This is a genomic window from Nitrospirota bacterium, from assembly GCA_016214855.1.
Classification (GTDB): domain Bacteria; phylum Nitrospirota; class Thermodesulfovibrionia; order Thermodesulfovibrionales; family UBA6898; genus UBA6898.
In genome coordinates this window covers 19,334-31,540 of record JACRMT010000016.1, presented here as the reverse complement: position 1 = coordinate 31,540, position 12,207 = coordinate 19,334, and the positions used below count along the sequence as shown (strand labels likewise).

At 50.7% G+C, this 12,207-nt stretch carries 11 protein-coding genes and 1 pseudogene; 7 read left to right on the top strand and 5 right to left on the bottom strand.

All coding sequences use genetic code 11. The annotated features are described in order from the left end of the window. The first annotated feature begins 230 nt into the window (after positions 1–230). Positions 231–545: a hypothetical protein gene (locus HZB62_13445; GenBank protein ID MBI5076155.1), complete on the top strand. Its 315-nt coding sequence runs from the start codon at positions 231–233 to the stop codon at positions 543–545. 124 nt (positions 546–669) lie between these two features. Beyond that, complete coding sequence (locus tag HZB62_13440) at positions 670–1,179, top strand: intradiol ring-cleavage dioxygenase (GenBank protein MBI5076154.1); 510 nt, start codon at positions 670–672, stop codon at positions 1,177–1,179. Between the two features lie 39 nt (positions 1,180–1,218). Here HZB62_13440 and HZB62_13435 read toward each other — a convergent pair whose 3' ends face one another. The 5 genes and pseudogenes from HZB62_13435 to HZB62_13415 form a co-directional block, all read right to left on the bottom strand. Then, the gene (locus HZB62_13435) at positions 1,219–1,755 is read right to left on the bottom strand and encodes an N-acetyltransferase (GenBank protein MBI5076153.1); all 537 of its coding nucleotides are present in this window, start codon (positions 1,753–1,755) and stop codon (positions 1,219–1,221) included. A gap of 189 nt (positions 1,756–1,944) precedes the next feature. Then, positions 1,945–2,139 (bottom strand): annotated as a pseudogene (locus tag HZB62_13430) (GNAT family N-acetyltransferase). A 620-nt stretch (positions 2,140–2,759) separates the two neighbouring features. Beyond that, the gene (locus HZB62_13425; protein MBI5076152.1) at positions 2,760–3,365 is read right to left on the bottom strand and encodes a hypothetical protein; all 606 of its coding nucleotides are present in this window, start codon (positions 3,363–3,365) and stop codon (positions 2,760–2,762) included. Positions 3,366–3,407: 42 nt separating this feature from the next. Continuing rightward, positions 3,408–3,755: a hypothetical protein gene (locus tag HZB62_13420; GenBank protein ID MBI5076151.1), complete on the bottom strand. Its 348-nt coding sequence runs from the start codon at positions 3,753–3,755 to the stop codon at positions 3,408–3,410. A gap of 100 nt (positions 3,756–3,855) precedes the next feature. After that, a complete protein-coding gene (locus HZB62_13415; GenBank protein MBI5076150.1) occupies positions 3,856–4,413 on the bottom strand; it encodes a hypothetical protein in 558 nt (185 codons plus the stop codon). A 177-nt stretch (positions 4,414–4,590) separates the two neighbouring features. Between HZB62_13415 and HZB62_13410 the strand changes: the two genes are divergently transcribed. From HZB62_13410 to HZB62_13390, 5 genes are all read left to right on the top strand, one after another. Continuing rightward, entirely contained in the window at positions 4,591–4,869 is a 279-nt protein-coding gene (locus tag HZB62_13410; protein MBI5076149.1) for a hypothetical protein, read from the top strand. A gap of 204 nt (positions 4,870–5,073) precedes the next feature. Beyond that, the gene (locus tag HZB62_13405; GenBank protein ID MBI5076148.1) at positions 5,074–7,074 is read left to right on the top strand and encodes a sulfatase-like hydrolase/transferase; all 2,001 of its coding nucleotides are present in this window, start codon (positions 5,074–5,076) and stop codon (positions 7,072–7,074) included. Next, complete coding sequence (locus HZB62_13400) at positions 7,064–7,672, top strand: TetR/AcrR family transcriptional regulator (protein MBI5076147.1); 609 nt, start codon at positions 7,064–7,066, stop codon at positions 7,670–7,672. The genes HZB62_13405 and HZB62_13400 overlap by 11 nt, the downstream gene beginning before the upstream one ends. A gap of 184 nt (positions 7,673–7,856) precedes the next feature. Beyond that, positions 7,857–9,071, top strand: a complete 1,215-nt coding sequence (locus HZB62_13395) for an efflux RND transporter periplasmic adaptor subunit (GenBank protein ID MBI5076146.1) — start codon at positions 7,857–7,859, stop codon at positions 9,069–9,071. Then, a complete protein-coding gene (locus tag HZB62_13390; protein ID MBI5076145.1) occupies positions 9,068–12,190 on the top strand; it encodes an efflux RND transporter permease subunit in 3,123 nt (1,040 codons plus the stop codon). The genes HZB62_13395 and HZB62_13390 overlap by 4 nt, the downstream gene beginning before the upstream one ends. Positions 12,191–12,207 lie beyond the last annotated feature (17 nt).

The window sequence follows — 12,207 nt, the reverse complement described above, 5'->3', positions numbered from 1 at the left end:
AACTTTTTCCTGAAAAGAGGATAAATTTCCCAAAAAAGATGATAATGATAGAGGCAACTAAATTTGCTGAGCATCATGCTCCTGAAATCATATACTATAACTAATTGATATTATGTCATTTTATTGTTTCATGGAGCGTTGTCTCAAAATTGGCATGAGGTTTGCTTACATTGATGTCCGGTAACTTTGAAATATAAGTTCAATACTAAAAAATGAAGGAGGTGACTACTATGAAGAAAGTATTAGCATTGATCATCGCACTCATGTTCGCATTCGCAGTGACAGCAGCTTTTGCAGCTGATGCACCGAAGGCAGCAGCTCCTGCAGCAAAGGCAGCTGACACAAAGGCTCCTGCAAAGATGGAGGAGAAGAAGGCTGACGTTAAGGCTGACGCAAAGATGGACGACAAGGCAGATAAGAAGGCAGCTAAGAAGGCCAAGAAGTCCAAGAAGGCAGCAAAGGCTGACGAGAAGAAGGCTGACGCTCCTAAGGTTGAGGAGAAGAAGGCTGACGCTCCTAAGGCAGCAGCTCCTGCAAAGAAGTAATTACTTCTTAACAGACAAAAAAGGGCTGGTCAGAAATGACCGGCCCTTTTTTTAATTCGTTAAGGTCAATCATGGGAAAGCACCCGCTGTAATGCGTAGTAATGTCTAATAGGTGGAGGGTATGATGAGTAAAACGGGAAACTGGCCGCACCTTTTAGTCGTCTGTCTGATTGTGCTGTTGGCTGCAGGCAGAGAAACTGCGACAGCAGCCACCTGCACACCGACGCCCTGGGATGAAATCGGGCCTTTTTACCGGCAGAACGCTCCTGTGCGAAACAGCATCGGCAAGGGGTATGTCCTGAGCGGGACCGTTCGCTCATCTGATGACTGCCGTCCCCTTCCGAATATGCGGATCGAGGTCTGGCAGGCCGGACCGGACGGAGCGTATGATGATAACCACAGGGCTACCCTCTATTCAGATCAAAACGGGCAGTACCGTCTGGAAACCAGTTTCCCTCCTCCCTACGCGCGGCGGCCGCCGCATATCCATATCCTGGTAGATGCAAAAGGGTTTGAAGGTTTGATAGCGCAGCACTATCCTCAAAAAGGCAGCCAGGGTGCAACGTTTGATCTTGTGATCGTCCCGGAGACAAAAGGCAAGCTCAGGAAGACAAAGAATGCGATCGGGCGCTGAAGTGAATGCGTATTAAATGCCAAAGCTCAGCGAAGGCGGTCAGTTGTCCGTTGCAATTCCTTGCCGGCCATTTGCCTTGAATCCTTCATGGAACATGACATTACCGTGCGGAAAGTGCCCGTCAAAGGAAAGAGCGAAGAATACCTCTTGCGGAACGCCCTCCAGCACAAGTCCGGTAACGTTCTCAAATCCGAATTTCCTGTAGTATTGCGGATGTCCCACCAGACAACAGCCCTTGGCGCCCAGTTTTTTTAACCGTGACAGCCCTTCCTGTATCAGGGCTTTGCCAATACCCTTCTGCTCATACTCCGGTAACACTGAAACGGGGCCGAGTCCGTACCAGTGCATGGCGCCGTCCGCGATGGTCATCGGGGAGAATGCAATATGCCCGACCACACGGCCATCAACTTCTGCGACCAGCGATAGGGTAAGAGCTTTCGCGGCACGCAGCGCCTCAACGATGAATTGCTCCGTATGGTTGCTGATCTCCAGAGTTTTGAACGCCGCGACGGTCACCTCGGTTATGGTGCTGGCGTCGGCGTCAGTCTCGTTTCTGATTACGATCGCAGGGTTCATGGAAGTTTCATTTCTCCTTCTGATCAACACTTGGGGGTGTCTTTGAATATCTGCTGCCTTTGATTGACCCGCATTATAACGTGATGGAATGCCCCTTCAAATTCTATTCTCGGTTTCCGTGCCATGCAGTCACCCTATCAAGTCATCTATGGAATGTCAATAAACAAGTCTGACCCCATAGGCTGCACCCATATGTCCGACCACACGGCCATCAACTTCTGCGACCAGCGATAGGGTCAGAGCTTTCGCGGCACGCAGTGCCTCAATGATGAATTGCTCCGTGTGGTTGCTGATCTCCAGAGTTTTGAACGCAGCGACGGTCACCTCGGTTATGGTGCTGACGTCGGCGTCAGTCTCGTTTCTGATTACGATCGCAGGGTTCATGGAAGTTTCATTTCTCCTTCTGATCAACACTTGGGGGTGTCTTTGAATATCTGCTGTCTTTGATTGCCCCGTGTTATAACGTGATAGAATGCCCCTTCAAATACTATCCTCGGTTTCCGTGCCATGCAGTCACACTATCAAGTCATCTATGGAATGTCAATAAACAAGTCTGACCCCATAGGCTGCACCCTAGTTTTTCTACCGCGAGCGTTGCAAGCTCTTTTATCCCATGCCCGGATCGTCTCTCTCTCGCTCGGGCTTCCTGCATTGTAAATAGCTCTGATTCAAAACCTGCATGCTTGATGGCTATCTCCAATGACTGGAATAAATGGCTAACGAATATCGGTATAGTCGAGCGGTTGGCATTTAAGAACGAGGGGGCATTGCCGTAAATACGGTCAGCGCATAAGGCATATGCAACTGCCGTTTCCGCGAGAGTGGAAATATGTTTATTCATTGTAAACCCCCACTTGAAGTGGGGGAACCTTATGCTGGGTTTCCAAAGGGGCGCTAAGCAGCCCTTTGGGCAAGGTGGTGGTCCAAAGCCACCACCGCGAAGTCGAGCACCGCGCAAGCGAAGCGCCGTGCGGTGCGAGTTTACTATTATCAGTCATTTGACCTCAGTTCCAACGGAGACCATAGAAATTGGCAAGGATAGCGTAGATAACATCAGTGTCTGTGAGAGTATCCATAGCCTTGCGTTTGGAAGCCCCTATGTTCCGCTTCATTTTTTGCGCGATGCTAGAGTTTTTTGGTCGAAATTCAATATAACCGTATGACCGAAGAAAATCTGTGTTCTCACTCGTGAACTCTTGATCTTCGGATGCGATAACCTGGCGGGAGAGGAAAAAACGATGCCCGCTGTAGACAAAATAACCTCGTATTTCAGCGCCCTTAACATATGACGTTAGTCTTGAGTTAAATGTGACCTTTGCAAGTTCAGTGTAAATATTGATTATGCCTTGAATGTTTTCCACTGTGCTTGAAAAAATCCAACCTGGCTTTTCGGTTAGTTTAATCTCTTCACCCGATTTGAGGGAAATCATCAACCCAACACTTTCGTCAGAGCCGATCTTTGTCATTTCTATCGGCAGGCCCATATGGATGTTAGTCTTCGTTCTGACAAACCTGAGATGCGCTATATCGGCAAACAGGTGAAGGACTCCTTTGCATTGAAAGCCGCTAGTCACAATTTGAAAATCTTTTAGATCAGCTTTAGTAGTCATTTTGTTTCACTTCAGGCTGGTGTTCTGCGTCTCTCTTGGTTTTTAAAATATGTCTTCGGCATTTGGCTCTTTCTTGCTCCGTGTCAAAAAATCAATGAGACCATCAATGTCTTTTATTACGGCTAAGCAATCTTCTGGTACGATGGTTCTGTTAGGCTCTTCCGGGCCTTCATATTCTGTTCTTTCTTCCTCGGATAATCCGTTCAATATTTCTTTCTCAAAATATTTCTTAGGAATTTCAAATGTGTATTCATTTTGTGTTTTATCCAGGTCTTCCTCTATATTTTCCCCGATATATACAAATGTTCTAATATCCGGAACAGGATATTTAGCAGTAGACCAACCACAGGAAAAATATACGTGGCCTTTTTTTAATTCATTTGGTTCCATTTATATTCTCCGCAGAACGACCGTGCTCAGGAGCGCGGGGCAACCACGAGAAAACTGAAAAAAGAAAAGCGGCTAATCCCGCGTCGCCTGGAGCAAAGTGTTAAAGCTCCATTCTTAATTTCTTAATTTCGTATTCAGTAGTATTAAGCACAAGGGAAATATCATAATCGGTCAGACCCTCACTTTTCAGTTGTTGAATAATTTTCTTCCTGATTCCAATCGTACTTTTTCCGTCTAGATATGGCTGCAGCGGATCACCAGTCTGGAGCATCCTTTCAGCATTGTGTTGCGAACGCTCTTGATGATAAATCGGGTTGTAAAGGATCATGCCTCGAACAGTAACAAAGCCCAAAAGAGCACCAACCAGCCGAAAGAGACATAAAGAAAAAGAGGTTTCGTCAAAGTCTTTTGTATTTGATGCCTTTAGCGCTCGTTCAGCCCAATATGTCAACTGCTCCTTGTGCTTTGTTGTTGTCTCTAATTCATGGAGTCTCTTAACAATTTTCTTCAATGCCTTTTTATACCAATCCAGTCTGTATTTATCGGTATGTACTTGGCCAGCAATGTGATAGGCCTTGTCACCGAGAAAAACGCGAATGGTTGTCTCAAAAAACATCTCGTAACCGGCGTCAAATTTTATTGTCTTTTTTGATTTCATATTGCTTTAACAATTACTATACGAACGTCCGATTTATCTCGCTCATGAGATAAATAATATCACACGGAATAAATCTGTCAATGGAAATAGTCTTTAAACACAGCATGTTTACTATTTGTGCTTTTCGTATAATGTGGTAATATGGACTAAAAGCGACGTTCGTATAATATGGGAAATTTGGCAAATAACAAAAATAACGCGCTGCCTGAGTTTCAGGCGTACCTCCTGAAGAGAAAGCTTGTTCCCGAAAAGAACATCCCCTATTTTGCCTATTGGGTCAGCAGATATCTGCACTTTGCCCGGAAAAAGGAGTTATCCTCTGAAGTGTATAACGAGGCCGGTGTCCTCGAATTCCTTGACGGGCTGCGCTCTGATCCCAAAACGCTCGAATGGCAGCCGAGACAGGCAGATGAGGCGATTCAGCATTCAAGAACTTTCTCAGCCATCTTGCCCTGAAATTGCGGGTCTCGGCCTCAACGCAGAATCAGGCTGGATCGTAACCCATAGCAATTAATGCCTGTCAGCTCAAGTCACTTATCCCCGGTCAACAATGCTTCCTTGACTTCAGTAGCAGGCTGAAGGGATAATTAACGGATGTTCACGTGAACAGATGTTCATCTCCGTAACGTCTACACAGATCAAAACGATCACAAGGAGCAAATGCAGGACAACCAAATAACCCCTCAACGTATCTCAGCGGACAATAACGCCTCAGGCAGTTCCAGCAGGAAAGAGCCGGGTCGTTTTTTGATCCTCGGCGTCTTCTTCGCCGCCTTTCTCGGCCTTTCCTTTATGACCAGGATCGTCCTGACGGTAATGAATCTGCGCGCACTCGATGCGAAGCCGCTGCTGCTTTTGAAGGTTTACGGCATGGGGTTTCTGTTCGACCTGGCAACAGCCGGCTATGTTGCCCTGCCTTTTGTCCTTTATCTTGTCATTCTGCCTGACCGGATCTATAACAGCAGGCCGCACCGGATCGCCATGTCCATGGCAGTCTTTTTGACGGCCTATCTTTTCCTTTTCAGCAGTGGGTCCGAATTCTTTTTCTTTGAAGAGTTCGGTGTGAGGTTCAATTTCATTGCGGTCGATTATCTTATCTATACCCATGAGGTTGTGAAGAATATCATGGAGTCATATCCGGTCATCCCCATACTCCTGACGATCGCTCTCATCTCGGCTCTCGCCGTGTTTGTTATGCGGAGAAAACTCCATTTCTCAGGTGTTCAGAAGAGCAGCCTGGGTCAGCGGATGAGAAGGGGAGCGGTCTTTTTTATCATACCTGTTGCTGCTACCGTGTTTGTGAGTCTGCCGCTGGCTCACATATCCGCAAACGTATATGCGAATGAACTTGCGGCCAACGGTATTTACGCGCTCTTTGCGGCCTTCAGGAACAATACGATAAATTATGAGGATTTCTATACCTCTCTGGACAGCAACGATGCTTTCAGGAATTTGAGGACACTGCTCTCTGAAAAAAATGCTGCTTTCCTAAACGAAGACATCTATGACATTACCAGGAAGATCAGCAATACCGGCCCTGAAAAAAGGCTGAATGTCGTGGTGATTGTGGAGGAAAGCCTGAGCGCTGAATACTTGGGGGTATTCGGCAATAAAAAGGGTCTCACCCCGAACCTTGACCGGCTGGCAAAGGAAAGCGTCTTTTTCACGCACATGCACGCAACAGGGACCAGGACTGACAGGGGGCTTGAAGCGATAAGTCTTTCTCTGCCGCCAACGCCCGGCCGCTCGACGCTGAAGCGCAAAGGCAATGAGAACCTCTTTTCCTGGGGCTCGCTTATGAAAAGCCTTGGTTATGACACGAAGTTACTGTATGGCGGATACGGATACTTTGATAATATGAACTATTTCTTCGGCCATAACGGCATTGACCATATTATCGACAGGGCAGACTTCTCAAAGTCAGAGGTCATCTTTGAGAATGCCTGGGGCGTGAGCGATGAGGACCTTTTTCGCAAGTCCATAGAGGTGTTTGGCAAGTCACATGAAAGCCGCAAGCCGTTTTTCGGCCTGATCATGACAACGTCCAACCACAGGCCCTATACGTATCCTGAAGGAAGGATCGATATACCGTCCCATACCGGGCGGGACGGCGCGATAAAGTATGCCGATCATGCCATCGGAACCTTTCTGCAGGCAGCTTCGAAAGAACCCTGGTTCCGCGACACGATCTTTGTATTTGTGGCAGACCACTGTGCAAGCTCTGCGGGAAGGATTGCGCTTCCGGTCAGGAAGTATGAGATCCCGCTGTTCGTCTATTCTCCTGGGCATTTGGCGCCAAGAACCATTGAAAGGCTCTCAAGCCAGATCGACATTGCGCCGACGGTCATGGGTATGCTTAACATCAGCTATAATTCCCGGTTCTTTGGCAAGGATATTCTCAGGATGTCTCCGGACCAGGAAAGGGCTTTTATCGGGACCTATGAACGGCTTGGATATGAAAAGAATGGCCGGCTTGTTGTCCTGAATGTAAAAAAAGATAATCGTTATTACGAGTATGATGCGAACACAAAGAAGCAGAAGGAGGGGGCTGCTGACCCTGGCCTTCTGGACGAGGCGATCAGTTATTATCAGGGAGCGAGCTATCTGTCAGAGCATCGCCTGAACCGGTTTGAAGCGGAGGCCGCAGGGCATGTCCGTTGAGGTCAGGAAGCGTATCGTGAAACGGCGGACCGGAGATGAGTCGAAGCAGAACATCCTCAGGGCTGCCTGCGATGTGTTCGCAGAGCGCGGTTATGAAAAGGCTTCGATCCGGGAGGTGGCGAAGCGGGCGCATATAAGTATCGGCGGCATCTACCTCTATTTTCCCAACAAACAGCAGCTCTATACGGGTCTCATGAAAAGCCAAATGGATGAATTTCTCGACCGCATCGGGGCGCTCTGCGCAGAAGGGCCTGAGGCAGCGCTCCGAAAGCTTATTGATCTGTATATGGAGCTTGCGGTCACGAAGACGAAGATGCTGTCTACAGGCGTCAAGGAATACGATCTGGAGTTCAAACGGCCTATCAGGGATTCCTTTTTCAAGGCTCAGCATAGCATAATTACCGATATCCTGAAGAAGGGGATGCAGGGCGGAACATGGCGCTCCATGGACTGCCCGGGAACTGCCCTGATGATCCTGGTGACGCTCAGGGGTGCGATCCTCGGATACCTGACCGGCGATATAAAAAGGCCGAAGGCATATGGCCGATCACTCTACGAATTTTTTCTCAACGGGATAAGGAGTAACCAGAATGGATAATGGTTTATTTAGAGTTTCAAAATTGAAACTGCATCTGTTCAGTAAATCCCTCCTAACCTCTCCTCATCCGGGGACAAGCCTTTGTCAAAGGGAGGCATTAGTGACCCCTCTTTGGCAAAGAGGGGCGAGGGGAGATTTTTTTAATGTAAATTCTATAGTCCTTGTGGCTGCGGTCATTACGCTCATGGTTGCCGCTGTTGCCTGCAAACAGAAGGAGCAGCAGACGGCAAAACCGGCGGTTCCGGTCATGATCGGCATTGCAGCGCAGAAGGCAGTGCCCCTGCAGATCAACGCGATCGGCAATGTGGAGGCATCGTCAACGGTTGCGGTCAAGGCACAGGTGGGAGGGACCCTGATAAAAGTCCACTTCACAGAAGGCCAGGATGTGAAAAAGGGGGAACTGCTCTTTACCATTGATCCGCGGCCTTATGAGGCAGCACTGAAGCAGGCTGAAGCGATCTTTGCCAGAGACCGTGCGCAGTTTGAGAATGCCCGTGCAGAAGAGCGGCGGTATGCGGAGCTGGTGAAGAAGGGATACGTTTCAGAGACCCAGTATGAACAGGTACGCACAAATGCGGTGGCGCTCGAGGCTGTTGTCCAGTCTTCAAAGGCCCAGGTCGAAAATGCGCATCTGCAGCTTGCTTATTGTACGATCCGGTCGCCTTTTTCAGGGAGGACCGGCAGTCTATCAGTGTACGAAGGCAATCTCATCAAGGCGAGCGCTGACTCTCCCATGGTCACGATCAACCAGATACAACCGGTGAATGTGAGCTTTGCTGTTCCGGAGAAGACTCTTCCTGAAATCAAGAAATACATGACAGGCGGTGCGCTTAAGGTCGAAGTATTGCTCTCAAAGGACGACAGGACCCCTCTGCAGGGAAGCCTTACCTTTATCGACAATGCGGTTGACACGGCAACAGGGATGATAAGACTGAAGGGGAGCTTTGCCAATAACGACAGAAAGCTCTGGCCCGGCCAGTTCGTGAACCTGCTGCTGACCCTTATGACCCAGAGCAACGCAGTTGTTGTACCAACCCAGGCGGTGCAGACCGGACAGAAGGGGCCGTTTGTCTTTGTCGTGAAGGAAGACGCAACCGCTGAAGCACGATCAATTGTGGTGAGCAGGACATTTGGAGATGAGTCAGTTATTGAGAGCGGTCTTAAGCCCGGTGAGAAAGTGGTTACTGACGGACAACTCAGACTTTCACCTGGGGCAAAGGTGGAGGTTAAGAGCAAGGCTAAGGATAAGACAGAAGCTGAGGATAAAGATCAGGTTAAGGCTGAGGATAAGGTCAAGGACAGCAGAGAGCAGAAAGGAAAAGATAAGGCAGAGAATAAGGATAAGGTAAAGGAACAGGGGCAGAAAGAGGAGAAGAGGTCAGGGGGAAAAGCGAAATGAATCTTTCCGAGCTGTTCATAAAACGGCCGATCATGACCAGCCTGGTGATGCTGGCGGTGATGCTGGTCGGCCTTTTTGCGTACAGGGCCCTTCCGGTGAACGATCTGCCAAAGGTCGATTTTCCGACCATCCAGGTGCGGGCCGATCTGCCGGGCGCCAATCCGGAAACCATGGCCTCTGCCGTTGCCACTCCGCTGGAAAGGCAATTTTCGACCATTGCGGGCCTTGACTCGATGAGCTCGACGAATGGGCAGGGCATCTCGGTCATTGTCCTTAAGTTTGCGATCGAGAAGAATATCGATGCTGCAGCCCAGGACGTGCAGGCAGCCATCTCCAAAGCGGCCCGCCAGCTGCCGGCAGACATGCCGACCCCGCCTTCCTATCAGAAGGTAAACCCGGCGGACCAGCCCGTACTCTACCTGGCGCTCAGTTCTCCAACCCTGCCGCTGTCAGAGGTCAATGAATTTGCCGATACCATTATTGCCCCGCGTATATCCATGATCAACGGCGTGGCCCAGGTATTGGTGTTTGGCTCCCAGAAATATGCTGTTCGGGTGCAGCTCGATCCAAAGGCTTTGACCAGCCGCAAGATCGGTCTGGACGAGGTGGCAGCAGCGCTGAGCACCGGCAATGTCAATCTGCCCACCGGCGGACTGCAGGGAGACAAGCAGGCCTTTACTATTCTGGCAACCGGACAGCTGTACAACGCCGAGGCGTTCAAACCGCTGATCATTGCCTGGCGCGGCGGGGCTCCGGTCAGGCTGCAGGATGTCGCTACCGTGATCGACAGCGTTGAGAACGACAAGGTGGCTGCCTGGTTCAATACCAAAGGGAAATCAACCCGGGCCATTGTCATGGCCATTCAGCGCCAGCCCGGCACCAACACGATCGAGGTGGTCGACAGCATTAAAATGCAGATCCCAAGTTTTCGCAGGCAGCTGCCCGGGGCGGTCGAGCTGAATGTGCTCTTCGACCGGACCGACACGATCCGCGAATCAGTGGCTGACGTCAAATTCACGCTGCTGCTGACTATCGGACTGGTCATCATGGTGATCTTTCTCTTCCTGCGCAACCTGTCGGCCACGATCATCCCGAGTCTGGCGCTGCCGCTCTCGATCATCGGCACCTTTGCGGTCATGTATGCCCTCGGCTTCTCGGTCAACAACATCACGCTGATGGCGCTGACCCTGTCGGTCGGCTTTGTGGTGGATGACGCAATTGTGATGCTCGAGAACATTGTCCGTCATATGGAGCACGGAGAGGCGCCGATGGAGGCAGCCCTGAAGGGTTCGAGAGAGATCGGTTTCACGATCATCTCGATGACCATCTCGCTGGTTGCGGTCTTCATACCGGTGCTGTTCATGGCCGGGATGCTCGGGCGAATGCTGCATGAGTTTGCCGTTACCATCACGTTTGCCATCCTCATCTCCGGGGTCGTGTCCCTGACCCTGACCCCCATGCTCGCGAGCCGTTTTTTGAAACCGCCGGGGGAGGAGAGACACGGCATGCTGTATAACTTCATGGAACGGTTTTTCAATGGCATGCTTCGTTTGTATGAGCGCTCTCTTTCCAGGGTGCTCTGTTTTCGGCGTACGACAATTGTGCTGACCCTGGTCATGACCGTGGCTACGGTCTGGCTCTTCACGCTCATGCCGATGGGACTGCTTCCTCCTGATGACATCGGCGCTATCAGCGCGACCACTGAAGGCGCCCAGGGCATATCCTTCGACGAGCTCAAGCGCAAGCAGCAGCAGCTTGCCGAGATCGTGCTGCAGGAACCGAACGTTGAGGCCTTCATGTCGTCTGTGGGAGCAACCGGGAGCCGGGTTGGAGGCAACAGCGGCGGCATGTTCATCAAACTCAAACCGCGCCATGAGCGCACGCTGAATGCAGATCAGATCATCCAGAAACTTCGTCCCAGGGTCGCAACAGTCCCGGGCATTCTGCTGTTCATGCAGAACCCGCCTCCCATAAGGCTTGAGGCGACCCAGTCCAAGGCCCAGTACCAGTTCGTGCTGCAGAGTCCGGATACGGACGAACTCTATCGCCAGGCATCGGCCTTCGAGATGAAGCTGCGCACTATGCCGCTTCTGCAGGACGTCACCTCTGACCTGCAGATGAAGAACCCGCAGGTCAATCTCGACATTGACCGCAACAGGGCCGCGGCCCTCGGCATTTCTGCCCAGCAGATCGAGGATACGCTGTACTCGGCTTACGGCTCACGCCAGGCCACCACGATCTATTCGCCCACGAATCAGTACAAGGTGGTGATGGAGCTGGAACCCCAATATCAGTCCGACCCTTCGGCCCTGGGCATGCTCTATGTTCGTTCTTCAGCGGATCAACTGGTCCCGCTCTCATCCCTCGGCACACTGAAAAATGATCTGGGACCGCTGTCGGTCAACCATCTCGGCCAGATCACCTCAGTGACCATCTCTTTCAACCTGAAACCGGATGTGCCGCTCGGCGATGCGGTGGCCGCCATCGGGAAAGAGGCCAGGGCCCTGCCTTCGACCATCACGACCGGTTTCCAGGGGACAGCCCAGGTCTATCAGGCCTCGACCAGGGGGCTTGCGCTTCTGCTGATCATAGCTATTATTGTTATCTATATCGTGCTCGGCATTCTTTATGAAAGTTATATCCACCCGCTCACCATTCTTTCCGGGCTGCCGTCTGCCGGGTTCGGTGCGCTCATCACCCTGATGATCTTCGGCAAGGACCTGAACCTGTATGCCTTTGTCGGCATCATCATGCTGGTCGGCATCGTGAAGAAAAATGCGATCATGATGATCGATTTTGCGCTCGACGCGCAGCGCCGCGAAGGCCTTGCACCTCTTGATGCGATCTACCAGGGGGCTATCGTGCGTTTCCGTCCTATCATGATGACCACCATGGCAGCACTTATGGGCACGCTCCCCATTGCGATCGGCTTCGGCGCAGGCGCAGCTTCCCGCCGCTCCTTAGGTCTCGCTGTTGTGGGCGGTCTGTTGGTTTCACAGCTCCTGACCCTGTATATAACGCCGGTTGTCTATTACTATATGGACAGGATGCAGGAATGGGTAAAAGTACGCCTCAGGGTAAATCTGAAGAGGCAGAAGCAGGGCAATGTACAGGCCTGATCGAAGGTGTATAATAG

What these genes read in the sequence shown, in the direction of transcription:
- HZB62_13445 (MBI5076155.1), top strand. Translation starts at nt 231, where the DNA reads ATGAAGAAAGTATTAGCATTGATCATCGCACTCATGTTCGCATTCGCA.
- HZB62_13440 (MBI5076154.1), top strand. Translation starts at nt 670, where the DNA reads ATGAGTAAAACGGGAAACTGGCCGCACCTTTTAGTCGTCTGTCTGATT.
- HZB62_13435 (MBI5076153.1), bottom strand. Translation starts at nt 1,755, where the DNA reads ATGAACCCTGCGATCGTAATCAGAAACGAGACTGACGCCGACGCCAGC.
- HZB62_13425 (MBI5076152.1), bottom strand. Translation starts at nt 3,365, where the DNA reads ATGACTACTAAAGCTGATCTAAAAGATTTTCAAATTGTGACTAGCGGC.
- HZB62_13420 (MBI5076151.1), bottom strand. Translation starts at nt 3,755, where the DNA reads ATGGAACCAAATGAATTAAAAAAAGGCCACGTATATTTTTCCTGTGGT.
- HZB62_13415 (MBI5076150.1), bottom strand. Translation starts at nt 4,413, where the DNA reads ATGAAATCAAAAAAGACAATAAAATTTGACGCCGGTTACGAGATGTTT.
- HZB62_13405 (MBI5076148.1), top strand. Translation starts at nt 5,074, where the DNA reads ATGCAGGACAACCAAATAACCCCTCAACGTATCTCAGCGGACAATAAC.
- HZB62_13400 (MBI5076147.1), top strand. Translation starts at nt 7,064, where the DNA reads ATGTCCGTTGAGGTCAGGAAGCGTATCGTGAAACGGCGGACCGGAGAT.
- HZB62_13395 (MBI5076146.1), top strand. Translation starts at nt 7,857, where the DNA reads ATGGTTGCCGCTGTTGCCTGCAAACAGAAGGAGCAGCAGACGGCAAAA.
- HZB62_13390 (MBI5076145.1), top strand. Translation starts at nt 9,068, where the DNA reads ATGAATCTTTCCGAGCTGTTCATAAAACGGCCGATCATGACCAGCCTG.